The organism is Burkholderia sp. MSMB1835 (assembly GCF_001526365.1).
GTDB lineage: Bacteria > Pseudomonadota > Gammaproteobacteria > Burkholderiales > Burkholderiaceae > Burkholderia.
In genome coordinates, this window is sequence record NZ_LOYP01000029.1 from 98,087 (window position 1) to 121,598 (window position 23,512).

The 23,512-nt window shown below is 62.9% G+C and carries 32 protein-coding genes and 1 tRNA gene; 26 read left to right on the top strand and 7 right to left on the bottom strand.

Features of this window, described 5'->3' with window-relative positions:
- Window positions 1-54: 54 nt before the first annotated feature.
- The 11 genes from WS96_RS12830 to tatC all read left to right on the top strand — a co-directional run bounded on the left by WS96_RS12830 (window position 55) and on the right by tatC (window position 6,464).
- A complete protein-coding gene (locus WS96_RS12830; RefSeq protein ID WP_059832942.1) occupies window positions 55-675 on the top strand; it encodes a YchE family NAAT transporter in 621 nt (206 codons plus the stop codon).
- Complete coding sequence (hisH, locus tag WS96_RS12835; RefSeq protein WP_027783354.1) at window positions 672-1,313, top strand: imidazole glycerol phosphate synthase subunit HisH; 642 nt, start codon at window positions 672-674, stop codon at window positions 1,311-1,313. The genes WS96_RS12830 and hisH overlap by 4 nt, the downstream gene beginning before the upstream one ends.
- A gap of 163 nt (window positions 1,314-1,476) precedes the next feature.
- Window positions 1,477-2,232, top strand: coding sequence for a 1-(5-phosphoribosyl)-5-[(5-phosphoribosylamino)methylideneamino]imidazole-4-carboxamide isomerase (gene hisA / locus WS96_RS12840; protein ID WP_059827584.1), 756 nt, complete (start codon window positions 1,477-1,479; stop codon window positions 2,230-2,232).
- A gap of 106 nt (window positions 2,233-2,338) precedes the next feature.
- The gene (hisF, locus tag WS96_RS12845) at window positions 2,339-3,112 is read left to right on the top strand and encodes an imidazole glycerol phosphate synthase subunit HisF (RefSeq protein WP_059499735.1); all 774 of its coding nucleotides are present in this window, start codon (window positions 2,339-2,341) and stop codon (window positions 3,110-3,112) included.
- Entirely contained in the window at window positions 3,112-3,528 is a 417-nt protein-coding gene (hisI, locus tag WS96_RS12850; RefSeq protein WP_059832946.1) for a phosphoribosyl-AMP cyclohydrolase, read from the top strand. The genes hisF and hisI overlap by 1 nt, the downstream gene beginning before the upstream one ends.
- On the top strand, window positions 3,525-3,890 hold the full coding sequence (locus WS96_RS12855) for a phosphoribosyl-ATP diphosphatase (RefSeq protein WP_011546603.1): 366 nt from the start codon (window positions 3,525-3,527) through the stop codon (window positions 3,888-3,890). The genes hisI and WS96_RS12855 overlap by 4 nt, the downstream gene beginning before the upstream one ends.
- Window positions 3,891-3,960: 70 nt before the next feature.
- Complete coding sequence (locus tag WS96_RS12860; RefSeq protein WP_059832949.1) at window positions 3,961-4,353, top strand: DUF4870 family protein; 393 nt, start codon at window positions 3,961-3,963, stop codon at window positions 4,351-4,353.
- Between the two features lie 30 nt (window positions 4,354-4,383).
- The gene (locus tag WS96_RS12865) at window positions 4,384-4,749 is read left to right on the top strand and encodes a histidine triad nucleotide-binding protein (protein WP_034209779.1); all 366 of its coding nucleotides are present in this window, start codon (window positions 4,384-4,386) and stop codon (window positions 4,747-4,749) included.
- Between the two features lie 94 nt (window positions 4,750-4,843).
- Complete coding sequence (tatA, locus tag WS96_RS12870) at window positions 4,844-5,074, top strand: Sec-independent protein translocase subunit TatA (protein ID WP_034209780.1); 231 nt, start codon at window positions 4,844-4,846, stop codon at window positions 5,072-5,074.
- A 26-nt stretch (window positions 5,075-5,100) separates the two neighbouring features.
- Window positions 5,101-5,634, top strand: a complete 534-nt coding sequence (gene tatB / locus WS96_RS12875; RefSeq protein WP_059780300.1) for a Sec-independent protein translocase protein TatB — start codon at window positions 5,101-5,103, stop codon at window positions 5,632-5,634.
- A 41-nt stretch (window positions 5,635-5,675) separates the two neighbouring features.
- Window positions 5,676-6,464 (top strand): twin-arginine translocase subunit TatC, encoded by a 789-nt coding sequence (tatC, locus tag WS96_RS12880; RefSeq protein WP_034209782.1) that lies wholly within the window; start codon window positions 5,676-5,678, stop codon window positions 6,462-6,464.
- A 204-nt stretch (window positions 6,465-6,668) separates the two neighbouring features.
- Here the strand turns inward: tatC and WS96_RS12885 are convergent, their stop codons facing one another.
- Window positions 6,669-7,874 carry a Do family serine endopeptidase gene (locus tag WS96_RS12885; RefSeq protein ID WP_006494427.1) on the bottom strand — a complete coding sequence of 402 codons (1,206 nt, stop codon included), beginning with the start codon at window positions 7,872-7,874 and terminating at the stop codon, window positions 6,669-6,671.
- Window positions 7,875-7,895: 21 nt separating this feature from the next.
- Between WS96_RS12885 and WS96_RS12890 the strand changes: the two genes are divergently transcribed.
- The 8 genes from WS96_RS12890 to WS96_RS33645 all read left to right on the top strand — a co-directional run bounded on the left by WS96_RS12890 (window position 7,896) and on the right by WS96_RS33645 (window position 13,360).
- Window positions 7,896-8,642, top strand: a complete 747-nt coding sequence (locus tag WS96_RS12890; protein ID WP_034209784.1) for a Nif3-like dinuclear metal center hexameric protein — start codon at window positions 7,896-7,898, stop codon at window positions 8,640-8,642.
- Window positions 8,643-8,860: 218 nt separating this feature from the next.
- Window positions 8,861-9,481 carry a ubiquinol-cytochrome c reductase iron-sulfur subunit gene (petA, locus tag WS96_RS12895; RefSeq protein WP_034209785.1) on the top strand — a complete coding sequence of 207 codons (621 nt, stop codon included), beginning with the start codon at window positions 8,861-8,863 and terminating at the stop codon, window positions 9,479-9,481.
- Window positions 9,481-10,863 carry a cytochrome b gene (locus WS96_RS12900; protein ID WP_034209786.1) on the top strand — a complete coding sequence of 461 codons (1,383 nt, stop codon included), beginning with the start codon at window positions 9,481-9,483 and terminating at the stop codon, window positions 10,861-10,863. The genes petA and WS96_RS12900 overlap by 1 nt, the downstream gene beginning before the upstream one ends.
- Window positions 10,864-10,884: 21 nt before the next feature.
- Window positions 10,885-11,643: a cytochrome c1 gene (locus WS96_RS12905; protein WP_059832952.1), complete on the top strand. Its 759-nt coding sequence runs from the start codon at window positions 10,885-10,887 to the stop codon at window positions 11,641-11,643.
- Between the two features lie 94 nt (window positions 11,644-11,737).
- Entirely contained in the window at window positions 11,738-12,349 is a 612-nt protein-coding gene (locus WS96_RS12910) for a glutathione S-transferase N-terminal domain-containing protein (protein WP_006400565.1), read from the top strand.
- A gap of 71 nt (window positions 12,350-12,420) precedes the next feature.
- Window positions 12,421-12,942, top strand: coding sequence for a ClpXP protease specificity-enhancing factor (locus WS96_RS12915; RefSeq protein ID WP_059832954.1), 522 nt, complete (start codon window positions 12,421-12,423; stop codon window positions 12,940-12,942).
- Window positions 12,943-12,960: 18 nt separating this feature from the next.
- A tRNA-Thr gene (locus tag WS96_RS12920) sits at window positions 12,961-13,036 on the top strand.
- Between the two features lie 108 nt (window positions 13,037-13,144).
- Window positions 13,145-13,360, top strand: a complete 216-nt coding sequence (locus WS96_RS33645) for a hypothetical protein (protein ID WP_156443627.1) — start codon at window positions 13,145-13,147, stop codon at window positions 13,358-13,360.
- 209 nt (window positions 13,361-13,569) lie between these two features.
- On the opposite strand, the gene WS96_RS32315 is transcribed toward WS96_RS33645, so the two are convergent.
- The gene (locus WS96_RS32315) at window positions 13,570-14,511 is read right to left on the bottom strand and encodes a hypothetical protein (RefSeq protein ID WP_082720249.1); all 942 of its coding nucleotides are present in this window, start codon (window positions 14,509-14,511) and stop codon (window positions 13,570-13,572) included.
- 62 nt (window positions 14,512-14,573) lie between these two features.
- The gene (locus WS96_RS33650) at window positions 14,574-15,047 is read right to left on the bottom strand and encodes a hypothetical protein (protein WP_156443628.1); all 474 of its coding nucleotides are present in this window, start codon (window positions 15,045-15,047) and stop codon (window positions 14,574-14,576) included.
- Between the two features lie 1,062 nt (window positions 15,048-16,109).
- On the opposite strand from WS96_RS33650, the gene WS96_RS12925 reads away from it, so the two are divergent.
- The gene (locus WS96_RS12925) at window positions 16,110-16,313 is read left to right on the top strand and encodes a hypothetical protein (RefSeq protein ID WP_027783368.1); all 204 of its coding nucleotides are present in this window, start codon (window positions 16,110-16,112) and stop codon (window positions 16,311-16,313) included.
- Window positions 16,314-16,372: 59 nt separating this feature from the next.
- On the opposite strand, the gene WS96_RS12930 is transcribed toward WS96_RS12925, so the two are convergent.
- Window positions 16,373-17,173 carry a transporter substrate-binding domain-containing protein gene (locus WS96_RS12930; RefSeq protein ID WP_011546588.1) on the bottom strand — a complete coding sequence of 267 codons (801 nt, stop codon included), beginning with the start codon at window positions 17,171-17,173 and terminating at the stop codon, window positions 16,373-16,375.
- A 234-nt stretch (window positions 17,174-17,407) separates the two neighbouring features.
- Here WS96_RS12930 and WS96_RS12935 point away from each other — a divergent pair, with 234 nt between their 5' ends.
- The 4 genes from WS96_RS12935 to WS96_RS12950 all read left to right on the top strand — a co-directional run bounded on the left by WS96_RS12935 (window position 17,408) and on the right by WS96_RS12950 (window position 18,994).
- Window positions 17,408-17,788 carry an Imm10 family immunity protein gene (locus WS96_RS12935; protein WP_034209788.1) on the top strand — a complete coding sequence of 127 codons (381 nt, stop codon included), beginning with the start codon at window positions 17,408-17,410 and terminating at the stop codon, window positions 17,786-17,788.
- Between the two features lie 105 nt (window positions 17,789-17,893).
- Complete coding sequence (locus WS96_RS12940; RefSeq protein ID WP_059832957.1) at window positions 17,894-18,211, top strand: DUF7716 domain-containing protein; 318 nt, start codon at window positions 17,894-17,896, stop codon at window positions 18,209-18,211.
- Between the two features lie 29 nt (window positions 18,212-18,240).
- Window positions 18,241-18,630, top strand: coding sequence for an Imm1 family immunity protein (locus WS96_RS12945; protein ID WP_179949938.1), 390 nt, complete (start codon window positions 18,241-18,243; stop codon window positions 18,628-18,630).
- A gap of 28 nt (window positions 18,631-18,658) precedes the next feature.
- Window positions 18,659-18,994, top strand: a complete 336-nt coding sequence (locus WS96_RS12950) for an immunity protein Imm33 domain-containing protein (RefSeq protein ID WP_059832963.1) — start codon at window positions 18,659-18,661, stop codon at window positions 18,992-18,994.
- Window positions 18,995-19,108: 114 nt separating this feature from the next.
- Here the strand turns inward: WS96_RS12950 and icmH are convergent, their stop codons facing one another.
- From icmH to tssJ, 3 genes are all read right to left on the bottom strand, one after another.
- On the bottom strand, window positions 19,109-19,891 hold the full coding sequence (icmH, locus tag WS96_RS12955) for a type IVB secretion system protein IcmH/DotU (RefSeq protein ID WP_034209792.1): 783 nt from the start codon (window positions 19,889-19,891) through the stop codon (window positions 19,109-19,111).
- On the bottom strand, window positions 19,888-21,234 hold the full coding sequence (gene tssK / locus WS96_RS12960; protein ID WP_034209793.1) for a type VI secretion system baseplate subunit TssK: 1,347 nt from the start codon (window positions 21,232-21,234) through the stop codon (window positions 19,888-19,890). Before tssK ends, icmH begins: the two co-directional genes overlap by 4 nt.
- A 102-nt stretch (window positions 21,235-21,336) precedes the next feature.
- Window positions 21,337-21,948: a type VI secretion system lipoprotein TssJ gene (tssJ, locus tag WS96_RS12965; protein WP_034209794.1), complete on the bottom strand. Its 612-nt coding sequence runs from the start codon at window positions 21,946-21,948 to the stop codon at window positions 21,337-21,339.
- Window positions 21,949-22,322: 374 nt separating this feature from the next.
- Here tssJ and WS96_RS12970 point away from each other — a divergent pair, with 374 nt between their 5' ends.
- Together WS96_RS12970 and tssB are read left to right on the top strand one after the other, a co-directional pair.
- Window positions 22,323-22,949 carry a tetratricopeptide repeat protein gene (locus tag WS96_RS12970; RefSeq protein WP_059832965.1) on the top strand — a complete coding sequence of 209 codons (627 nt, stop codon included), beginning with the start codon at window positions 22,323-22,325 and terminating at the stop codon, window positions 22,947-22,949.
- A gap of 46 nt (window positions 22,950-22,995) precedes the next feature.
- Window positions 22,996-23,511 carry a type VI secretion system contractile sheath small subunit gene (gene tssB / locus WS96_RS12975; protein WP_059780292.1) on the top strand — a complete coding sequence of 172 codons (516 nt, stop codon included), beginning with the start codon at window positions 22,996-22,998 and terminating at the stop codon, window positions 23,509-23,511.
- Window position 23,512: the final 1 nt, after the last annotated feature.

Below are 23,512 nucleotides of genomic sequence, written 5' to 3' on the forward strand. Positions count from 1 at the left end.
AACGGACTGCGCTCGGGACAACCTCACGGCTTCGGCGCGCGGCGCCGGCTTGCGATGGATCTGCTCAAATCGTTCATTTCGCTGCTCGCGCTGATCAATCCGGTCGGTGCAGTGCCGTTCTTCCTGAGCCTGACGGCGCAGCAGACGGACGCCGAGCGGCGGCGCACGATCCGGATCGCGTCGGTGTCGGTGTTCTGCGTGATGACGGTGACCGCGCTGCTCGGGCAGCAGATCATCCACTTCTTCGGCATTTCGGTCGGGTCGCTCGAAGTCGGCGGCGGGATCATCATGCTGCTGATGGCGATCAACATGCTCAACGCGCAGATCGGCAACACGCGATCGACGCCCGAGGAGCGCGACGAAGCCGAGCTGAAGGACAACATCGCGGTCGTGCCGCTGGCGATTCCGCTGCTCACGGGCCCCGGCTCGATCAGCACGGTGATCGTCTATGCGGCGAGCGCGCATCACTGGTATGAGCGGGCCGGGCTGGTCGCGATCGGCGCGGCCCTGGCTTTTCTGTGTTTCGTCGCGATGCGGCTCGCCGAGCCGATCGCGAACTGGATCGGCCGCACCGGCATCAACATCGCCACGCGGCTGATGGGTCTGATGCTGTCGGCGCTGGCGGTGGAATTCATCGTCAATGGACTGAGGGCGCTACTGCCTGCACTGAGATGAAAACTTCGATTGCGATTGTGGACTATGGGATGGGCAACCTGCGCTCGGTCGCGCAGGCGCTCAAGAAGGCCGAACCGGCCGCCGACGTGGCGATCGTCGACACGCCGGCCGCGATTCGCGCGGCCGACCGCGTCGTGCTGCCCGGCCAGGGCGCGATGCCCGACTGCATGCGCTGCCTCGGCGAATCGGGGCTGCAGGAAGCGGTGATCGAAGCGTCGCGCACGAAGCCGCTGCTCGGCGTGTGCGTCGGCGAGCAGATGCTGTTCGACTGGAGCGCGGAAGGCGACACGAAGGGCCTCGGGCTGCTGCCCGGCAAGGTCGTGCGCTTCGAGCTCGACGGCCGGCTGCAGGACGACGGCTCGCGCTTCAAGGTGCCGCAGATGGGCTGGAACCGCGTGCGCCAGGCGCAGCCGCACCCGCTGTGGGACGGCGTGCCCGACGACGCATATTTCTACTTCGTGCACAGCTATTACGTGACGCCGGACAACCCGGCGCACACGGTCGGCGAAACGGCCTACGGCGCGCCGTTTACGTCCGCGGTCGCGCGGGACAATCTCTTCGCGACCCAATTCCACCCCGAGAAAAGCGCGGAGGTCGGGTTGCGTCTGTATCGCAACTTCGTACACTGGAAACCGTAAACGTGGTGCGCGAGCCACAGTCGATCTGGCCGAACGGCCTGTCGCGCGGGGCTTGCCCGCTTAAGCGCCGATAGAGTTGTACTAAACTAGCGAGACGGCGCGGCACCGGTTTGGCCGGTACGCGCCGGATTCTTTTCATTTTCCACGACGACACCCGATTGCTATGTTGCTGATTCCGGCCATCGACCTCAAAGACGGTCAGTGTGTGCGCCTCAAACAGGGCGATATGGACCAGGCCACGATTTTCTCCGAGGACCCGGCGGCGATGGCCCGCAAGTGGGTCGATCTCGGCGCCCGGCGGCTCCATCTCGTCGACCTGAACGGCGCATTCGCCGGCAAGCCGAAGAATCTCGAGGCGATCGAAGCGATCCTCGACGAAGTCGGCGACGAAATCCCGGTGCAGCTCGGCGGCGGCATCCGCAGCCTCGAGACGATCGAGAAGTATCTCGACGCCGGCCTGTCCTATGTGATCATCGGCACGGCCGCCGTGAAGAATCCGGGCTTTCTGCAGGACGCATGCACCGCGTTCGCGGGCAACATCATCGTCGGGCTGGACGCGAAGGACGGCAAGGTCGCGACCGACGGCTGGAGCAAGCTGACCGGCCACGAAGTGATCGATCTCGCGAAGAAGTTCGAGGACTACGGCGTCGAATCGATCGTCTACACGGACATCGGCCGCGACGGGATGCTGCAGGGCATCAACATCGACGCGACCGTGAAGCTCGCGCAGGCCGTCGGCATCCCGGTGATCGCGAGCGGCGGCCTGTCGAACCTCACGGACATCGAGAGCCTGTGCGAAGTGGAAGAGCACGGCGTCGAAGGCGTGATCTGCGGCCGTGCGATCTACTCCGGCGATCTCGATTTCGCGGCCGCGCAAAAGCGCGCGGACGAACTGAACGGCGAACTCGACAACGCGTAACCGCGGTCGTCGCGTTCGCCGGGGCTGCCCGCGAGCAGCCCCGACCGGAAGCCTCGCGCGAGGCTTCCGCAACCGGCCGTCCCAGCGCGGCATTTGGCGCAACATCATGGCTCTAGCTAAACGCATCATCCCCTGCCTGGACGTGACTGCCGGGCGTGTCGTCAAGGGCGTCAATTTCGTCGAGCTGCGCGACGCCGGCGACCCCGTCGAAATCGCCCGCCGCTACGACGAGCAGGGTGCCGACGAACTGACTTTCCTCGACATCACCGCGACGTCCGACCAGCGCGACCTGATCCTGCCGATCATCGAAGCCGTTGCGTCGCAGGTGTTCATTCCGCTGACCGTCGGCGGCGGCGTGCGTGCCGTCGAGGACGTACGGCGCCTGCTGAACGCGGGTGCGGACAAGGTCAGCATGAATTCGTCGGCGGTCGCGAATCCGCAGCTCGTGCGCGACGCGGCCGACAAGTACGGCTCGCAGTGCATCGTCGTCGCGATCGACGCGAAGCGCGTATCGGCGGACGGCGAGACGCCGCGCTGGGAAGTGTTCACGCACGGCGGCCGCAAGAACACGGGCCTCGACGCGATCGAATGGGCGCGCAAGATGGCCGAGCTCGGCGCGGGCGAGATCCTGCTCACGAGCATGGACCGCGACGGCACGAAGTCGGGCTTCGACCTCGCGCTCACGCGCGGCGTGTCGGACGCGGTGCCGGTGCCGGTGATCGCGTCGGGCGGCGTCGGCTGCCTGCAGGATCTCGCGGACGGCATCAAGGACGGTCGCGCCGACGCGGTGCTGGCCGCGAGCATCTTCCACTACGGCGAGCACACGGTCGGCGAGGCGAAGCGTTTCATGTCCGACCAGGGCATCCCGGTGAGGCTGTGATGAATACCGAAACGAAATCCCTGCCCGCGTGGCTCGACAAAGTCCGCTGGGACGACAACGGCCTCGTGCCGGTGATCGCGCAGGAAGCGTCGACGAACGACGTGCTGATGTTCGCGTGGATGAACCGCGAAGCGCTCGCGAAGACGATCGAGACGCGGCGCGCGGTCTATTATTCGCGGTCGCGCAAGCGCCTGTGGTTCAAGGGCGAGGAGTCGGGCCACGTGCAGCACGTGCACGAGGTGCGGCTCGACTGCGACGAGGACGTCGTGCTGCTGAAGGTCGAGCAGGTGTCGGGCATCGCGTGCCACACCGGCCGGCATTCGTGCTTCTTCCAGAAATTCGAAGGCAACGTGGACAGCGGCGACTGGGTCGCGGTCGAGCCGGTGCTGAAAGACCCCGAACACATCTACAAATGACGCAATCGACCGAAGACACGCTGCTGCGCCTCGCGGCCGTGATCGATAGCCGCAAGGGCGGCGATCCCGATCAATCGTACGTGTCGCGCCTGTTCCACAAGGGCGACGATGCGGTGCTGAAGAAGATCGGCGAAGAGGCGACGGAAGTCGTGCTGGCCGCGAAGGACGTGCGCCAGGGCGGCGCGCCGAGCGCGCTCGTCGGCGAGGTGGCCGATCTGTGGTTCCACTGCCTCGTGATGCTGTCGCATTTCGACCTGAGCCCGGCCGACGTGATCGCCGAACTCGAGCGCCGCGAAGGCTTGTCGGGCATCGAGGAAAAAGCGCTGCGCAAGCGTCGCGAGCGCGAGGAAAACGGCGGGTGACGCACAGGCCCCGCCGCGGTGGCAACAGTGCGGTAAGCTGTAAGAATTGTCATCTGACGGGGGTAGCATCATGAACGAAACGTCGAACCAGTTTCCGACGCCGGCGGTGCCGGGAGCAGCCGATGCCGAACGCCTGAACGGGCTGCGCACGCTGACCCACGTGCTGTACGGCCTCTATGCGATTCACTGGCTGACGGGCGGCGTCACGGGCATCGTCGCGATCATCATCAACTACGTGAAGCGCGGCGACGTGGCCGGCACGCCGTACGCCGATCACTTCGAGTGGCAGATCCGCACGTTCTGGCGCGCGCTGATCGCTTACGCAATCGGGATCGCGCTGCTGTTCGTCGCGATCGGATTCGTCGTGGTGTTTGTCACATGGATTTGGACGCTGTACCGTATCATCAAGGGTTGGCTGTACCTGAACGACAACAAGACGCTCGATCCGCAGGCGTGGTTCTGACCGGGGCGCGCGGGCGTTTGCAGGAGCAACATGAGTCACGATCCGAATTGCCTGTTCTGCAAGATCGCGGCAGGCGAGATCCCGAGCACGAAGGTGCACGAGGACGACGAATTCGTCGCGTTCCGCGACATCCGCCCGGCGGCCGAGACGCACGTGCTCGTGATTCCGCGCCGGCACGTGCCGACGCTGTCGGCGGTGGGGGACGCCGATGCGCCGATGCTCGGCCGGCTGATGCTGCTCGTCGCGCGTCTGGCCGACCAGCTCGGGGTCGCGTATACGGGCGGCGAAACCGGTTTTCGCACGGTGATCAACACGGGCCCGGGCGGCGGGCAGGAGGTCTACCACCTGCACGCGCATATCCTGGCCGGCCCGCGCCCGTGGCAACGGATGGGTTGACGACGCGGGGCGTTTCCCCGCATCCGATAGTCGAAGCCGGCGCGTCGCCGGCGATTTGCGCCGCATCGCGGCGTGGTTGAGGAGAGGTTTCATCATGGGTGGATTGAGCATTTGGCACTGGCTGATCGTGCTGCTGATCGTCGCGCTGGTTTTCGGTACGAAGAAGCTGCGCAACATCGGCAACGACCTCGGCAGCGCCGTGAAGGGTTTCAAGGACGGCATGAAGGAAGGCGAAACGCCGGCGGACGCGCAGCAATTGCCGCGTTCGGGCACGGTCGACGTCAACGCGAAGGAAACGACGCGTTCCGATTCGAACAAGGCGTAACGCCGGCACGCTGACAGGCATTCGCGATGCTGGATCTCGGTCTTTCGAAGATGGCGCTGATCGGCGTCGTCGCGCTCGTGGTGCTCGGCCCCGAGCGCCTGCCGCGCGTCGCGCGTACGGCAGGCGCGCTGTTCGGGCGCGCGCAGCGGTACATCAACGACGTGAAGGCCGAGGTCTCGCGCGAAATCGAACTCGACGCGCTGCGGACGATGAAGACCGATTTCGAATCGGCCGCGCGCAATGTCGAGACGACGATTCACGACAACCTGCGCGAGCACGAGAAGGCGCTGAACGACACGTGGCATTCCGCGGTCGGCGGTGTCAACGAAGGCTCGGTCGATGCCGGCACGTACGGTAGCGACACGCCCGCGGCGCCGTCGTGGCGTGGCGGCAGTTCGGCCGCGCTTGCGCCGAAGCGTCGCAACTGGCGCATCAAGCAGGCGGCGACGCCTGTCTGGTACAAGCGCGCGACGACCCGCCGCACCCACGTGCAGTCGGGCGCCGCACGCGTCGCGCGCCACCAGCCGGCCAGCCTGCGCCGGCCGACGCGCTTCTTCTGAGTCGAGCGCATGCTCGCTCGTCAATCCTACCGAGGGCCGGTGTGAGCGACCCCCAGCAGAACCCGGGCGACGCCCCGGAAGAAACCTTCATTTCCCATCTCGTCGAGCTTCGCGATCGCATCATTCGCGCGGGGCTGGCCGTGATCGTCGTGTTCCTCGGGCTCGTCTACTGGGCGCCCGACATCTTCAGGCTGCTCGCGCGGCCGTTGATGGAGAACCTGCCGAAAGACGGCAAGATGATCGTCACCGACGTCACCGGCTCGTTCTTCGTGCCGATGAAGGTCACGATGCTCGTCGCGCTCGTGATCGCGCTGCCGATCGTGCTGTACCAGATCTGGGCGTTCGTCGCGCCGGGGCTGTACCAGCACGAGAAGAAGCTGGTCACGCCGCTCGTCGGCAGCAGCTACGTGCTGTTTCTGTGCGGGATGGCCTTCGCGTACTTCCTCGTGTTTCCGACGATCTTCCGCGTGATGGCGCACTACAACGCGCCGCTCGGGGCCGAGATGACGACCGACATCGACAACTACCTGAGCTTCGTGCTCGGGATGTTCATCGCGTTCGGCGTCACGTTCGAGGTGCCGATCGTCGTCGTGCTGCTCGTCCGGATGGGCGTGCTGTCCCTGAAGAAGCTGAAGGAGATGCGACCGTACGTGATCGTCGGCGCATTCGTGGTCGCGGCGGTCGTCACGCCGCCGGACGTGTTCTCGCAACTGATGCTGGCGCTGCCGCTCGTCGTGCTGTTCGAGATCGGGCTGCTGGCCGCGCGGTTCTTCGTGCCGAAGAAGCCTGCGGAAGAGGGCGAGGCGGGGAACGGCGAAGCCGCGGGTTGACGGCGCGGCGCCGGGCGGCTTTTCCGGTCAGGCCGGAGGCCGGTACCCGTGGTTGGCCGCCAGCCAGCACATGCCAACGCAGCCTTCCCGGCACCAGACATCGTTTGAAGCAAAGCAAAAGGGCAGCCAGCCGGCTGCCCTTTTTCATTTCCGCGCCGCATCAAATCGCGTCGCGACCGGCAGGCGTGTGCCGCCCGCCGAGCCTCATTCGCTATCGCTGTCCTGCTCGTCGAGCGTCTGCTTCGGCGGCGGCGGACGCTTGCCGATCACGACGTTCACGTCGAACTGCTTGCCCTTGCGGACGACGTGCACCTTGGTCGGCGTGCCCGGCTTGATTTGCGCGACGACGTTCAGCAGCTTCGTCGTGTCGGTGATGTCCTCGCCGTTGACGCTCACCAGGATGTCGCCCGGCTTGATGCCGGCCTTGTCGGCGGGGCCGCCCTGCAGCACGCCCGCGACGATCGCGCCCGATTTCTGCTGGAGCCCGAACGACTCGGCGATTTCCGGCGTGACGTCCTGCGGCTCGACGCCGATCCAGCCGCGCGTGACCGAGCCGGTCGTGATGATGCTTTCGAGCACCGTGCGCGCGGTCGAGACCGGAATCGCGAAACCGATGCCGAGCGAGCCGCCCGAGCGCGAATAGATCGCCGTGTTGATGCCGAGCAGGTTGCCGTTCACGTCGACCAGTGCGCCGCCGGAGTTGCCGGGGTTGATCGGCGCGTCGGTCTGGATGAAGTTCTCGAACGTGTTGATGCCGAGGTGGTTGCGGCCGAGCGCGCTGATGATCCCCATCGTCACCGTCTGGCCGACGCCGAACGGGTTGCCGATCGCGAGCACGACGTCGCCGACGCGCGACTGGTCGGAGCGGCCGAGCGTGATCGTCGGCAGGTTCGTCATGTTGATCTTCAGCACCGCGAGATCGGTTTCGGGATCGCTGCCGATCACTTTCGCGGTGGCCGTGCGGCCGTCGGCGAGCGCGACTTCGATCTGGTCGGCGCCGTCCACGACGTGCTGGTTCGTTAGAATGTAACCTTCAGGGCTCACGATGACGCCGGAGCCGAGGTTGGCGGCCGGCTCGTCCTGCTGCTTGCGGGCGTTGCGGTCGCCGAAGAAGTAACGGAACAGCGGATCCTTTGCGCGCGGGTCGGGCGGCAGCGAGCCGTCCTTGCTGGAGAACACGTTGACGACGGCCGGCATCGCCTTCTGCGCGGCTTCGGCATACGACGTGGTCGCCGGTGCGCCGCCGATGCCCGGCGCGACTTCGCGCAGCGCGACGATCGGCGTGGCGAGCTGCTTGCCGAGCTGTCCTTGCCGTTGCAGCCATTGCGGCTTGAGCGTCACGACGATGAACATCAGCGCGAGCAGTACGGTCACCGCTTGCGCGAAGAACAGCCAGAAGCGTCTAAGCATCTGAATGGATTAGAGGTTTATATGGATCGGATCGAACTTGAATTGTACTTGAACAATACCCTTGAAACCGCGCGCTTCAAGGACTATTGCCCGAACGGCCTCCAGGTCGAAGGGCGCCGCAAGATCGAGAAGATCGCCACCGGCGTGACGGCGTCGGTCGCGCTCCTCGAAGCCGCGCTCGAATGGGGGGCGGATGCCGTGCTCGTCCATCACGGCTATTTCTGGCGCAACGAGGCGCCGCAGATCACCGGCCGCAAGTATCAGCGCCTGAAGCTGCTGCTCGCGAACGACCTGAACCTGTTCGCGTTTCACCTGCCGCTGGACGCGCACCCCGAGTTCGGCAACAACGCGCAGCTCGGCGAAAAGCTCGGCCTGATCGGCGAGCAGCGCTTCGGCGAAGGCGACCTGGGCTGGATGGCGACGCTGCCGATGCCCGTCACGCTCGAACACTTCGTCGCGAAGGTGGAGCGCACGCTCGGCCGCACGCCGCTCGTGCTGGGCGACCCGGACACGCAACTGCGCCGCATCGCGTGGTGCACGGGCGCCGCGCAGAGCTATTTCGACGCGGCGATCGATGCCGGCGCGGACGTGTTCCTGACCGGCGAGGTGTCCGAATCGACCACGCACGCGGCGGCGGAGAGCGGTGTCGCGTTCGTTGCGGCGGGGCACCATGCGACCGAGCGCTACGGAATTCAGGCGCTGGGACGCCACTTGTCCGAAGAATTCGATCTCGAACACCTTTTTATCGATATTCATAATCCGGTCTGAGCGACGGATTTGCGGCAGCGCATCGAAATTTCACAATGTAGCATCCGCTTAAAAGTGGAATGATTTAATCGCTCCGATAGTGGGGGATAACCCTTAACTATCAATCACTTCGAAGGGATTTTCATCGCCGGGCCTTGTAAATGGCGACTCCATTCGCGCAAACTAGCGGCGGAATGAAAAGTCGTGACGGAAAATCCAACTCAGAAGTGGGGCGTGTGATGCGAGACAAGGAAGAGAAACGCGTCGACAGCGGCCGCCGTACCTGGCTGATTGCGACATCCGTAGCAGGTGGCGTAGGAGGCGTAGCCACCGTCATACCTTTCGCGGCGTCGCTCGCGCCGTCCGCGAAAGCGAAAGCGGCCGGTGCACCGGTCGAGGTCGATATCAGCGGCCTGAAGCCCGGCGAAATGGTCACCGTGCCGTGGCGCGGCAAACCCGTCTGGATCCTCAATCGCACCGATTCGATGCTGGCCGACGTGGTCAAGGCCGACAAGGAAGTGGCCGATCCGACCACGAAATCCCCGTATTCGATGCCGTTGCCCGCGTATTGCGCGAACGAATATCGCGCGCGGGCCGATCGCAAGAATATTCTCGTCGTGATGGCCGTGTGCACGCACCTCGGCTGCACGCCTAGCCAACGCTTCACGCCGGGTCCGCAGCCGAACCTGCCGGACGACTGGCCGGGCGGTTTCCTGTGCCCGTGTCACGGTTCGACCTACGACCTCGCCGGCCGCGTGTTCAAGAACAAGCCGGCGCCTCAGAATCTCGACATCCCGCCCTACATGTTCACGTCGGCGACGACCCTCGTGATCGGCAAGGACGAGAAAGGAGAAGCGTGATGGCCGTCGACAACAAGGAAGTCTCCACGACAGGTTTCACCGGCTGGATCGATCAGCGCTTCCCGCTCACGTCCACCTGGAAGAAGCACGTCTCCGAGTACTACGCGCCGAAGAACTTCAACTTCTGGTACTTCTTCGGCTCCCTCGCGCTGCTGGTGCTCGTCAACCAGATCGTCACGGGCATCTTCCTGACGATGAACTACAAGCCCGACTCGACGCTCGCGTTCGCGTCGGTCGAGTACATCATGCGCGAGGTGCCGTGGGGCTGGCTGATTCGCTACATGCACTCGACCGGTGCATCGATGTTCTTCGTGGTCGTCTACCTGCACATGTTCCGCGGGCTGCTGTACGGGTCGTACCGCAAGCCGCGCGAGCTCGTGTGGATCTTCGGCTGCGCGATCTTCCTGTGCCTGATGGCCGAGGCGTTCTTCGGCTATCTGCTGCCGTGGGGCCAGATGTCGTTCTGGGGCGCGCAGGTGATCGTGAACCTGTTCTCGGCGATCCCGTTCGTCGGCCCGGACCTGTCGCTGTGGATTCGCGGCGACTACGTCGTGTCCGACGTCACGCTGAACCGCTTCTTCGCGTTCCACGTGATCGCGATTCCGCTCGTGCTGGTCGGGCTCGTCGTCGCGCACCTCGTTGCGTTGCACGAAGTCGGGTCGAACAACCCGGACGGCATCGAGATCAAGGCGAAGAAGGACGAGAACGGCATCCCGCTCGACGGCATTCCGTTCCACCCGTACTACTCGGTGCACGACTTCCTCGGCGTGTGCGTGTTCCTGATGGTGTTCGCGCTGATCGTGTTCTTCTCGCCGGAGATGGGCGGCTACTTCCTCGAGGCGAACAACTTCGTCCCGGCGAACCCGCTGCAGACGCCGCCCGAGATCGCGCCGGTCTGGTACTTCACCGCGTTCTACGCGATGCTGCGCGCGACCACCGACCCGTTCAAGATCGTGCTGATGATCGTGATCGCGCTGCTCGGCGTGCTCGCGCTGATCCGCGCGCGCGGCAAGTGGAAGGTCGGGTTGCCGGTGCTGGCCGCCGCGATCGTCGTGTTCATGTACCTGACGGAGTCGAAGTTCTGGGGCGTCGTCGTGATGGGCTCGGCGGTGATCACGCTGTTCTTCCTGCCGTGGCTCGACCGCAGCCCGGTGAAGTCGATCCGCTACCGGCCGCTGTTCCACAAGGTGTTCCTCGGGATCTTCGTCGCGGCGTTCCTGACCCTCGCGTTTCTCGGCACGCGCCCGCCATCGCCGGCGGCGACGCTGATCGCGCAGGCCTGTGCGTTGATCTACTTCGCGTTCTTCCTCGGCATGCCCGTCTGGACGCCGCTTGGCACGTTCAAGCAGCCGCCGGAACGGGTGCGCTTCAAGCCCCATTAACGTGAGCGAGGAGAGAACGACATGAAGAAACTGCTTTCGACGCTCGCGCTGATCGGGGCGACCGCCTGTGCGCTGCTGGCGGCGCCGGCCGCGCGGGCGGAGGGTAATTTTCCGCTCGACCGGGCGCCCGATAACACGGAAAATCTCGTTTCGCTTCAGCACGGCGCGCAATTGTTTGTAAACTATTGCCTGAACTGCCACAGCGCGAACCTGATGCGCTACAACCGTCTGACGGATCTGGGCATATCCCAGAAGGAGATCGAAAAGAATCTCCTGTTCACGACCGACAAGGTCGGGAACACGATGTCCGTTGCGATGCGGCCCGACGACGCGAAGAACTGGCTCGGCACCACGCCGCCCGACCTGTCGGTCGAGGAGCGCGCGCGCGGCCGCGACTGGCTGTACACGTATCTGCGCAGCTTCTACCGCGACGATACGCGGCCGACCGGCTGGAACAACGCGGTGTTCGAGAACGTCGGCATGCCCCATGTGTTGTGGCAACTGCAGGGGCAACGCGTAGCCAAATTCGAAGACAAGACGGACGAGGAGACGGGCGAGAAGGTCCACACGCTCGTCGGCTTCCAGCAGGTCACGCCGGGGACGCTGTCGTCGCCTGACTACGATGCTGCGGTGGCCGACCTGGTGGCCTATATGACATGGATGTCCGAGCCGGCCCAGCAGACCCGCAAGCGCCTCGGCGTGTGGGTGCTGATCTTTCTCGGTGTCCTGACTTTCCTGGCCTGGCGGCTGAATGCCGCGTACTGGAAAGATATCAAGTAAACACGCCTGACCGGCGTGGGGCCGGCGCAAGGCGGAACCCGTGAAAGGGGTTTCGCCGCGTGCCGGCCCTCGGCTTTTTTGAGGAAACGCAAATATGATGGTTCTGTATTCCGGCACAACTTGCCCGTTCTCCCAGCGTTGCCGGCTGGTGCTGTTCGAGAAGGGCATGGACTTCGAAATCCGTGACGTCGACCTGTTCAACAAGCCGGAAGACATTTCGGTGATGAACCCGTACGGTCAGGTGCCGATCCTGGTCGAGCGCGACCTGATCCTGTACGAATCGAACATCATCAACGAGTACATCGACGAGCGCTTCCCGCATCCGCAACTGATGCCGGCCGACCCGGTGCAGCGCGCGCGTGCGCGCCTGTTCCTGCTCAACTTCGAGAAGGAGCTGTTCGTCCACGTCAGCACGCTCGAGAACGAGAAGGGCAAGGCGGCGGAGAAGAATCACGAGAAGGCCCGCCTCGCGATCCGCGATCGCCTGACGCAGCTCGCGCCGATCTTCGTGAAGAACAAGTACATGCTTGGCGAGGAGTTCTCGATGCTCGACGTCGCGATCGCACCGCTGCTGTGGCGCCTGGATCACTACGGCATCGAGCTGTCGAAGAACGCCGCGCCGCTGATGAAGTATGCCGAGCGGATCTTCAGCCGTCCGGCCTACATCGAAGCACTGACGCCGTCCGAAAAGGTCATGCGTCGTTAATGTTGCAATGAAGGCATGACGGAGCGGGCGGCGCGGCGTGCCGCGTGCCCGCTCCGGGTTCGAGGATTGTGATGCAAGAGATTTCAACGAAGCCTTATCTGCTGCGCGCGTTGTACGAGTGGTGCACCGATAACGGTTACACGCCGCATATCGCGGTGAGGGTCGACAACTCGACGCGCGTGCCGCGTCAGTTCGTGCGTGACGGCGAGATCGTGCTCAACATCAGCTTCGAGGCGACGAGCCAGTTGCAGATGGGCAACGAGTGGATCGAGTTCACGGCCCGGTTCTCCGGGAAGGCGCACAAGATCGAGATTCCGGTTGCCAACGTGCTCGCGATCTATGCGCGCGAGAACGGGCAGGGCATGGCGTTCCAGGTCGATGCGGTCGCAGGCGAAGGCGAGGATTCGGGCGCGTTCGACGATGACGCCGTGCCGGCCGATGACGCGCAGCGCGACGAGCCTGTCTCGCCGTTGGCGCCGGTCGCCGACAGCGGCGCGAACGAGGAGCCGTCCGAAGGGGCCGACGAACCGCCGAAAACCGACGGCGACGGCTCGAAAGGCGGCAGCAGACCTCGCCTCAAGATCGTGAAATGAGGTAGAATCTCGCGCTACGCCGGCTTAGCTCATCTGGTAGAGCAGTTGATTTGTAATCATCAGGTGGCGGGTTCGAGTCCTGCAGCCGGCACCAATACCGAAGCGGGTCCCAGAGATGGGGCCCGCTTTTTTTGTTCTACAAAATCGCACACGTTCTACAAAACGACAAAAGGCATGTCGGGATGGCATACTGCCGATGTAAGTGACCGACCAACAATTGATAAGCGTCATCAACATGGCAGAGACCTACAACATCGGGGAAATTGCGACGCGTGTATCCGAAGATATCTTCGAGTACTTCAGGTGGAATATTCACCCCGCCACCAATCATAATTTTGCCTGCCTGAACGTAATCACTCCGGTTCTCCTGCTTGGCATCCCAAGCAGGCATTCGAACATGTGGGTCAATTTTCGATGAAAAAACTTGCTGCAAACGGCTCACTTTTGGTCGGCTATCAACATACAAACAACCAAGATATGGCCATTTTTCTGCCTCCTCACGGGTTTCTATCTAACACTTTGATTATTAGAGACTTGTCTTGAATTTTTCAACAAATGAAAAAGCCCACATATGGCGGGCTCGCTCTATCGTGTAGGCACATCGTTTTGCCTGGTGCGTGAACGATATCACGATGCCTTTTTATGATGAGTTGCCACGGCCGGCTTAACAGGTTCCCCTTTCAGCATCGAAAATATCATTTCCATGAAAGATGGCTTTTGGATATTGACCGCGAGGTGCCCGTTTGAATTCGTTTTCTGTTGCTGTACCGGCTGACCATCGATCAGTACAAAACCGTTTTTCGCACCTTTTGCGGTAATGGTGAACACGCCGTTGATGCTTATAAAATCCGGTTCCGGACGATGGAATTCGATATCTTTTGATGCAATGACAGTCGATCTAGGTGTGGCTGCATATGCTCCAAATTCCGATGCATTAGAATTTGTGTTGTCGGCGCTTGAGCTGCGAGTAACGAATTTTTCCAGAAACTGGAAATTCATAATATGGTTTTGGCCGTAGCCTTGATCCAAAATGTAATTCAGAAAACCCTTATCCAGCTTGGTATTGTTGCTGTTGGATTGGATCGCTTTTGCAGATGCGACATCTTTGTCACTGAAAGAAAACGTGAGCCGATGGCCTTCCATATCGTACATCGGGTTAGTCGTCCAGTTCGATACAACCGTACCCGCAGTTTGTCGATAATAGGCAAGCTGAAACGCGATATCGTCAACGTAATGCAGGTCGGCGCCAGTCCGCCGTGCATACCCGTACAGGTCCGACAACGCGCTACGGTCGTCTGCATTAAGCCACATAACCGGATCAGCCGCACCAACGTCTTTCGATCCGACTAACGGCGTTGCTGGAATTCCCTTTTCGGAACCACCATACAGTCGCGAGAGCATAATTGCTTCACCGCTCAACGTTACGGTATCGTCTTGTATCGCTGTCGATTGTGCCGAAGTGGATGCATAAGCGGCAGCGCTGGTCGAATCGTTGACCGCAGGTGTTACCGTTGATTTGGCCGTACCGCTATTTTGCGTCGTCGTCAAAAGGCTCGAATTGATTTCCATGGAGACCCCGCGTCGTGAAATCGAAAACGCCCCGCCGACTTCTCAAGCGGGGCACGTACTCATCAATACGAGTAGTTGTAGGTCACAGATTCTGTGCCTGCGGGATTCAGAGTCGTACTAGGCCGTCCGCTCGGATTGTGCCTGATCACAAAGGAGGCGCCGTTACCAAATGGCAGGTTATTGAAGTCCTTAAGACTAACGCTGGTCCCCGGAACAATTTCATTGCGACAATAATTCGATTGTGTCGTGTACGGCGGCAAATAACAAACGGAAACGACATCGTTCGTTGCACCGATATACGATGTGGTTTGAACATCGATGCTAGTCAGTTTTTTGTTTGCGGTCAGCAGTGAGCCCGGAAAATCCGAACCGCTCAACCCGAAATATGCGCCAGCTGAAAAACCGGCACCGGTCGAAAAAATGAGCGCTTGCGGCGGCGTCGTCGTTTTCTGAATTGCGGCGGTGCCAGCATGGGCACCGACGACAGCCGATGACAGCAGAGCCGCCAAAACGCACTTCTTCGTGAGTTGTCGCATAGTGATTTTCTCAATAATTGGACTGAGGCTATGTGCGACGAACCGAACATGCATTCGTCTGATTAATTATCGGTGCTGTTGAGAAAATCTGTAGGGTTTGTAAAATTTTTTTTCGTCATCCTCGACGTGGGCAAGAACGCCATCGAGTACGAAAATCGGATCCCCTCGCGGCACGCTGGCGTCCGCGCTGTCGGCAAGCTAGATGTCGGCTGTCTCTTCTTTGTTCTACAACCAGAACGGGAGACTTGCAGGCTATGCGTTTCAGCCTTGCCCTTGCGACGTCCTTGTAGAATCAATTCTTAGCTAACGCTTTGATTCCTCGAAATTCTTCTGGAGCTTTGTAATCATCAGGTGGCGGGTTCGAGTCCTGCAGCCGGCACCACATTGAACGAAGGGCCGGGAGATTTTGTCTCCCGGCCCTTCGTCTTTTCTGGCGCACTTCTCGCGTCTCGAGAGAATCAATTCGGCTGCACTATTGCGTCTGACCAACGCATGCAGACGAGCAAGTAGGGTTCTCGGATGTCCAGGATTGCGTTGTCGTCGTCCCATTCGAACAGAGCTTTGGGTTGCCCATCGCTCGCGCACCGCGCTATGCGATGACAAGCTCTCGACGTGCTCGAACCCGACGGCGTCAAGCCTACGCCAATGCGTCCGATGCGGTTAAGGTTAAGCAATTGCGAAAGGCAAAGCGAAGCCGGGGCGGCTCCACGAACAGTTCACGCAGGACTGACGCAGTTTTTCGATTCGGCTCGAAGTCCATGCTCGACGTGCGACCACGCATATCAGTTGCAGCACGTTCCCTGCGGAGGACGGCCGCCGTCGTTTCGCCCCCGTTTCGCTGTCACGCCTGCGTCACGGTGCGCCCCTAACGTTACGTTCCCGTCGCGGCGACCTTGCCCGATCGCGACCGCGCACCCTGCAGGCGACGACGTGCCCGCGTCGCCGGCAGACCACCGGGATCTCGCTCCCGGCGCCGCAGCGATCATGCATCGCGCCATTTCCTTCGAAAACACGATCGACGCCGGTTCGGACCGGATCGCGGACGATCAGGAGACACGAACCATGCTGAGCCCGCATGAATTCTCGATGCTGCTGCGCATTGCACGTGCGCCGGACAGTGTCGATCAATCGAATCCCGCTTTCGCCGTGCTGGTCGAGAAGCGGTTGGTGGACCCGACGCAGGTGCGCGTGAATGCGGTGGCCGTGCGTCCGGCGCTGACGCCGATCGGCCAGATGCTGCTCGCGCGCTTCGACGAAGCGGCTTGAGAAGACGCGTCACGCGCTCATCGACAAGACCGGCGTGACGCGTCGAAGCGCCCGATCGCTTACTGCGCGACCGGCACCGTCACGTCGCTGCCGAACCAGTGCGTCGAGATCTTCTTCAGCGTACCGTCCTTGCGCAGCGACTCGAGCGCGTCGTTGATCGCCTTCTCGAACTTCGGGTTGCCCTTGCGGAACGGGATCGCCATTTCCTGCTTGCCGCCGTTCAGCACCGCCCCCGCGCGCAGCGGCAGGTTCGACGTCTTGATCATGTACGGCAGCATCAAGCGGTCGTCGAGCGTCGCCTCGATGCGGCCCGCGGCGAGATCGCGCAGCTTCTCCGGCGCGCCCGGATACGTCTGCACCTCGATGCCCGGCACGGTGCGCGCCATCTGGTCGTAGTTGGTGCCGAGCGTCACGCCGAGCTTCTTGCCCTTGAAATCGTCGAGCGACTTGAAGTTGCGCGTGTCGTCCTTGCGCTGGATCAGCTGCGCGGCCGAGTACGTGTACGGTTCGCTGAAGTCGAGCGCTTCCTTGCGCTGCGGCGTGATCGTGACCTGGTTGACGATCACGTCGAACTTGCCGGCCTGCAGGCCGGCGATGATGCCGCTCCATTCGGTCGGGATGAACTGCGTCTTCACGCCGAGCTTGCCGGCGACGGCGTTCGCGACGTCGACGTCGAAGCCCTCGAGCTGGCCGGACGTGCCGCGCGAATTGAACGGCGGATACGTGCCCTCGAGGCCGACGCGCAGCACGCCGGCTTTCTTCACGGAATCGAGCAGGTCGTCCGCGTGCGCGGCGACGGCCGTGAAGCCGAGGGCCGACGCGAGCAGCAGGCCCGACAACAGGAACTTCGAACGTTTCATCGCAGATCTCCAGTGTGCAGCGTGGGGTAATGAGCGCCGGGCGCGGTCGGGCCCGGCTGAGCCGAAATACGGGCACGTAGACACTACTCGCAACCGTGCCTGACCGGAAGTCGAAGTGGCCCTGATTGCAATCGATTTCACGAAAAACCGGTGACGTGATCGCGCAGGCCGAATAATCTGACGAAAGTAGTGCGCCGGAGGGCGTCGAAATCATCGGGCCGGGAGCAGATCGACATGGATTTCAGTTTTTTCGCCGAGGTCGCGGCTTACACGTTCGAGGACGGCGTTCATGTCGTCGGCGTGGCGGATCGCGACCCGCCGACACACTACGTGATCCTGCAGCGCGGTGCCGAAGACGACGAACGAGACGAGGCGCTCGGCCTCGGCACGTATTACATGGAAGTGTGCGAGAGCGGGGTGGCCGGCTACGGCGGTGTCGAGTCCGTCTCGTTGCGCGGAGAAATGCTGAATATCCAGCTGGCGCCGGATGCGCGATGGGCGCAAGGGCTGGCGCGGGTCACGATCGTGGTGCGCGCGACGGACGGACTGGAACACGTGAAGCAGGGGTTGGCGGCGGTTTTTGCGGGAACACCGGTTACGCTGCGCATCGACTGACGTGCGCGCGGGGGCGGGCGCGCCGGGAATTGGCATAATCACGGCCTGCCGCGGGTCGCGCGCGGCCGATGCAACGCAACCAATCCGGATACCACCGCAATACCCATGTCGCTCGATTCACCTAGCGCAGTGTCGCTGCACCATATTCTCGAACGTCCCGGCGATTTCTCCGGGTGGCTTTACCTGCCGCCGATGCCGTGGACGCTCGATACCGAGGGGGCGTTTTTCGAAGATGCCGACGACGCACAAGCCGACGTTGCGCCTGCCATCGCGGCCCGACCAGGCTGGAAGGTCACGCTGGACAGCGCAACGATCGAGGACATCGTGATCAACGCACACGATCAGGTCGACGAGCCGAGTGTCGCGCAATTGCTCGATGCGTTCGTCTTCTACGTCGAGAACGACGCGTTCATCCTGTTGTGACGACGAGCCGTCGGATGCGAACGACGACCGTGATCGAGGAAATGACGATCGGCAACCGATCACACGTGACGGAAGCGCCGTGTGACGATCCCGCGCTGGCGATCGCGGCCGTCGAACGACTGAATGGCCGCGATCGCTCGACCGTCGCCTTCGAAGCGAGCGACGCAACGGTGATGACGATCGGCGGTGGCCACGACGGTCGATACGCCGTCTTCATCGCATCGGAGCTCGACGCCGCGCTGCTGACCCTGACGACGCCTGAAGCGCCGGCAGACGAAACGATCGAACTCGTGGCGGGCGGGCAGCGAGGCAGCTATCCGGCGCGGCAGTGCGTTGACCGCGCGAGGGCGGTGCAGGCGGCTGCCTATTTCGTATCGACCGGCGGCGCCGATCCGCAGTTGTGCTGGCAACCCGGCTGACGTGCCGCAAGACAGGAAGAAAACGAACATGGCCGACGATCCGACAGCGCTGCGCGCGCAACAGGATGCCGTTTGCGCACGTTACGGGCTGCATGCGGTTGAACCCGAAGACAGGGTGGCCGTCGCGATGTCGACGCTCGGGCGCATGCCCGTCTACGGCATGCGCATCGCGCTGTCCGAAGGCGACAACGTCGGCTGGTTTTTCCATTGCGGCGAATACAGCGACGCCGCCGACTTCTATCAGCCCGTGCACGCCGCGCACCTGTCGGCGTGCCTGCCGTTGGTTCTGCCTTATCTGCGATTGCCGGCCGGCGCACGCTTCATCATCGACGATGCCGGCTACGAAGACGTCTGGATGGTGTGACGCGTCGGTACGCCGTCGATGTTATTAAGTTCTCCGGACAAAGCAGGCAGAAGCGAAAAAGGACCGCCAAGCGGTCCTTTTCCCATGAAACGGCGTTCGAAAAACGTATGCCCGTTACGGCAGCGAAATCGTCAAATTAGCCGACTCCGGCCCGACCTTGATCACCTGCGAATAGGGCGCGAGCGTCTGCAGCGTCTTGTCCTTCAGATACGTGTTGAGCCCGATGAACGCGAGCAGCGCGACGAGCGCGAAAACCGCCCCGATCGCCCAGACCGGCACCTCGCGCTTCAGTCGATGCGCGATCTGATCGGGCAGCGGCCAATGCGGCGCGAACGGCGCGCGCTTGCCCTTCATGTGCGCGATCTCGTCGCCGAGCCGCGCGGTCAGATACGCGAGCTTTTCCGGCCCCTCGAGCAGGTACTTGCCCTGGAAGCCGAGCAGCAGGCACATATGGAACACCTCGAGCGACTGCAGTCGGGCCGCACCTTGCGCACGACCTTCCTCGAGATACTGAAAGAACTTCTCGCCCGCGAGTTGCTCGCCGAACAGCACGAGCTGCAGCGGCCGGCGTTCCCAGTCGGTCCGGATCTTGAACTGCGACGACAGCACCATCTCGTCGATGGCCGCGCAGAACGCGAACTTCGCGCCGTACACGTCCTCGGCGGCGATGTTCAGCTTCTTCGCGCCGCGCTCGAAATCCGACAGGAATTCCTGGATCCGCGTGCTGAACTCGCTGGCGCTGTCCGGCTCCCGCCCGTTCTTGAGCAGGAACAGCATGAAGAACCCGTCGTACAGCAAATCGAGCAGCGAGCGGGCCTGGAACGCGGAGTCCGTCGACGCCGGGCTATGCTGGGGCGGCGGCACGTTGTCGCCGAACAGGGAGGGCGCGTAGCTCATGATGTGACCGCGATCAGTTCGAATTTCAGGTCATTGATGCCAGTCGGCGCGTAGATCATCGCGGACTGGGCCTGCAGCATGCGCTCGTACAGCGGGCTGCGCGAATCGAGCGCGAAGTAGCACGCGCCGGGGCGCACCGGAATCGCGGGCGGCACCTGCGGCGTGTACGACAGCCGCACGCCGGGCATGGCCGACAGCACGAGCTTGTCGACGTCGTCGGGCGCACCGACCTTGAAGCGGGCCGGCACCGCATCGACGAGCTCGACGCTCGGCATGTCCGCCGACACCGCGAGGTAGAACTCGGTCTTGTCGTCGATCTTGCCGGAATCGAGGCGGCCGAGGTGGAACGACGGGCGCACCTCGTCGAGCGTGATCGCGAAATAGCGCGTCGAGATCACGGTGTCGAGCAATTCGCGCAACATCAGGTCGAGACGCGCGAAGCTCGGCCCGGGATCGTCGTGGCGGTACACGGGCAGGTCGGCGAGCGTATAGCCCTTCGAGAACGTCATCAATTGCCCTGCGAGGCGCAGCAGTTCGTGGAACAGCCGCTCCGGATGCAGCGCCGCGTGCTGGTGCAGGTGCGCGAGCGTCGCGAACGCGGCGTTCGCGGTATGCAGCAGCCAGAACGACGCGATGTCGCCGGAGCGGAATTCGATGATGTTCTTCGACGGCTCGCGGTGAAAGCCGTACAGCGCGTTCACCTTCGCCTGCAGCGCGTCGACCAGCTGGCGCAGCCGCTGGTGCAGGATCGGCGACGCTTCGATCGCGAGGCAGGGCGGCACGAAGCTGTCGTCGATCTCGAAACCGGACGTCGCGGTGCGGCGCACGCGCACGAGCGGCACGGACAGCAACTGGTCGCGCGGCTCGCTGTGCGCGATCAGCTTGACCTGCGTCTTCAGGAACGTGATGTCGGCTTCGGCGGCGTCGGTGAAGTTGTCGGCGACGCTCGTCTGCTCGCTGACGAACCGCGTCATGAAGCCGGCGGCCGGATCGTCGCTGTAGTTGGTGCCGTTCTCGCGCAGCGGGTGCAGCGCGAGATAGAACACGAATTCGTTGATGCCGTCGGGCAACGTATCCAGCGCGATCGGCGGCGGCAGGTCGTCGGCCTGCGGTGCGGCATACAGCGCGCCGTCCGGGAACACGAGCGCGAGCTCGGCCACCCGCAGCACGTTGCTGCCGAGCGCGTCGCGGTCGATGCGCACCGAGCGCACGCCCCAGTTGTACGGCTGGATCGCCTGGATGGACTCGAACAGGCGCGCCTCGTGGTACGCGTCCTGCCGCTGAAAGTGTTGAGGCCGGAGGAACAGCCCTTCCCCCCACAGCACCTTGGCCGAATAACTCATGTCAAATCCGGTTAATGTGGCGTTGCGATGTAATCGATTTGTTCGTGCCCGAATTAAATCGCCAATTGTTAACTCTTGTTAATTGACATTCGTGCGTCATGTTTAACCGCAGGAGACCGAAGAAAGCATATTCAGCGGTTGCGACGGCGCACCCTGCTGCGGAGCGATGACCGTACCGTCGGTGACCGTCATCGCGCAATTATGCAGGCCGACGATTATGCCGGATTTCTCCGACTTCACCGGATCGAACGTCAGTTTCCATCGTTGTATTGCGGGATCGCGGAACAGCGCGACGATGCCGAATGCCTGCGCTTCACGCGACACCTTCTCGGTTGCCGTATAGCGCTGGCCCGGAATCAGCGTGATTTCGCGCACATTCAGCAGATCGGCGCCGAGTGCGGCTTTTTCCTTGGTCGGATCGGTAAATGCGTCGAACGGCGCTTGCTGGAACGAGGTCGGGTCCTTCAGCGCATAGAGCCGGACGACGAGCGCGAGCGGCTTGTGGTCGGTCGCGGCATTCAGGTTCGGCGCGGCGGCCAGCGTGAGACCGATGTTGCGCGGCGGCTTCTGCGCGTCGGGCACCTCGGGCTTGCCGATGCCGGCCGCGGACATCACGGCGCTGGCGGCCGAGCCGAGCAGCGGGGCGGCCGCGCATCCGGCCAGAAGGGCGCACGCAACCAGCGGCAGCGCGTAGCGAATCATGGACGATCTCATCGTTTTTCCGGCGTGCCGCCTTTATCCCTGTCAAAACTGCCGGGATATTGCCGCGTTCGCTGCGTATCCCCGACATTGCACCGTTCAACTATTAAGCACGCCCGCGCCAGGCAAGCGTTCGGAAATTTTTTCCGCCATCCGGGCGGCGGGTCGTGCGGCCAGTAAAACTTGCGCATTCCGGTCGAAAGGAAAAACCGCCGCGAGCCCGCGGCGAGAGGCCATTCGAGGGGGTAGCGCCCGGTTTTAAAAGGAATTACTCTTCACACGACGATTGAATTATGAAAAATTGATCGGTACTATACCCGCGCGCTTCTTGCAAAGCAAAAGAACCAGATTCTCAACGATTTAAAACTCACGCGCCGGTGGATATAACGATGAAAGACCGTCTGTTCGCAAAACTGTCTGGGGTAGTGGTGGCTTGCGGCGTGATCGCCGGCTGTGCGAGCCAGCCTCCCGCGCCGCCGACTGCGGAAGTGTTCAACAAGTCGCTGGCCGATGCAGACGCCGTCGCGAAGGCGGGGGACCAGGACAAGGCGCTCGGCCTGTACCAGCAGCTCGCGAAGTCGGATCCGACGCGCGAGGAACCGTGGTCGCGCATCGCGCAAATCCAGTTCGCACAAAACCATTACGGGCAGGCGATCGTCGCCGCCCAGGAAGCGCTGCAGCGCGACGCGACCGATCGTCAGGCGAAGAGCGTGCTGGCCGTCGCCGGCCTGCGGATCGCGACGCAGTCGCTCGGCGAGCTGCGCCAGGACGCGTCGCTCGCGGGCGACGCGAAGTCCGACGCGCAGGCGCTCGCAAAGCAACTGCGCGACACGCTCGGCGAATCGGCGCTGTTCCCGCCGGAAACGAAGGTCGCGAAACCGCGCCCGCCGCGCCGGGTCGTCCATCGTCCGAAGGGCGGTGCCGCACCGGCCGCCGAGGCGGCGGCGTCGACCACGCCGACGCCGCCCACGGCGCAAAAGGGCAGCGCGGATCCGTTCGGCGCACTGCGCAACTGAAACCGCAACTGACGCGATAACCACAACTAACCTGGGAGCCGTCGAGATGGCCAAGAAAGAAAGCATTCAGAAAAGCTTGCAGAAAATACGGCCGCCGCGCGTCCAGCTGACCTACGAGGTCGAGAAGGGCGATGCGATCGAGGTGAAGGAACTGCCGTTCGTCGTCGGGGTCGTCGGCGATCTGGCGGGCCAGTCCGAAATCGAGCAGCCGAAGCTGCGCGACCGCAAGTTCGTCAATATCGACCGCGACAATTTCGACGACGTGATGAAGGCGATCGAGCCGCGTGCCGCGTTCCAGGTGGAAAACCGCCTGAGCCCGGAAGGCGGCAAGTTCGCGGTCGACCTGAAGTTCCGCTCGCTGTCGGATTTCAGCCCGGACCAGGTCGTCGAACAGGTCGAGCCGCTGCGCCGCCTGCTCGAGGCGCGCTCGAAGCTCGCCGACCTGCGCAACAAGCTCGCCGGCAACGACAAGCTCGAGGATCTGCTGTCCGAGGTGCTGAAGAACACGCAGCAGCTGCAGGAGCTCGCGAAGGGCACCGGCGGCGACAAAGACGGCGAATGAC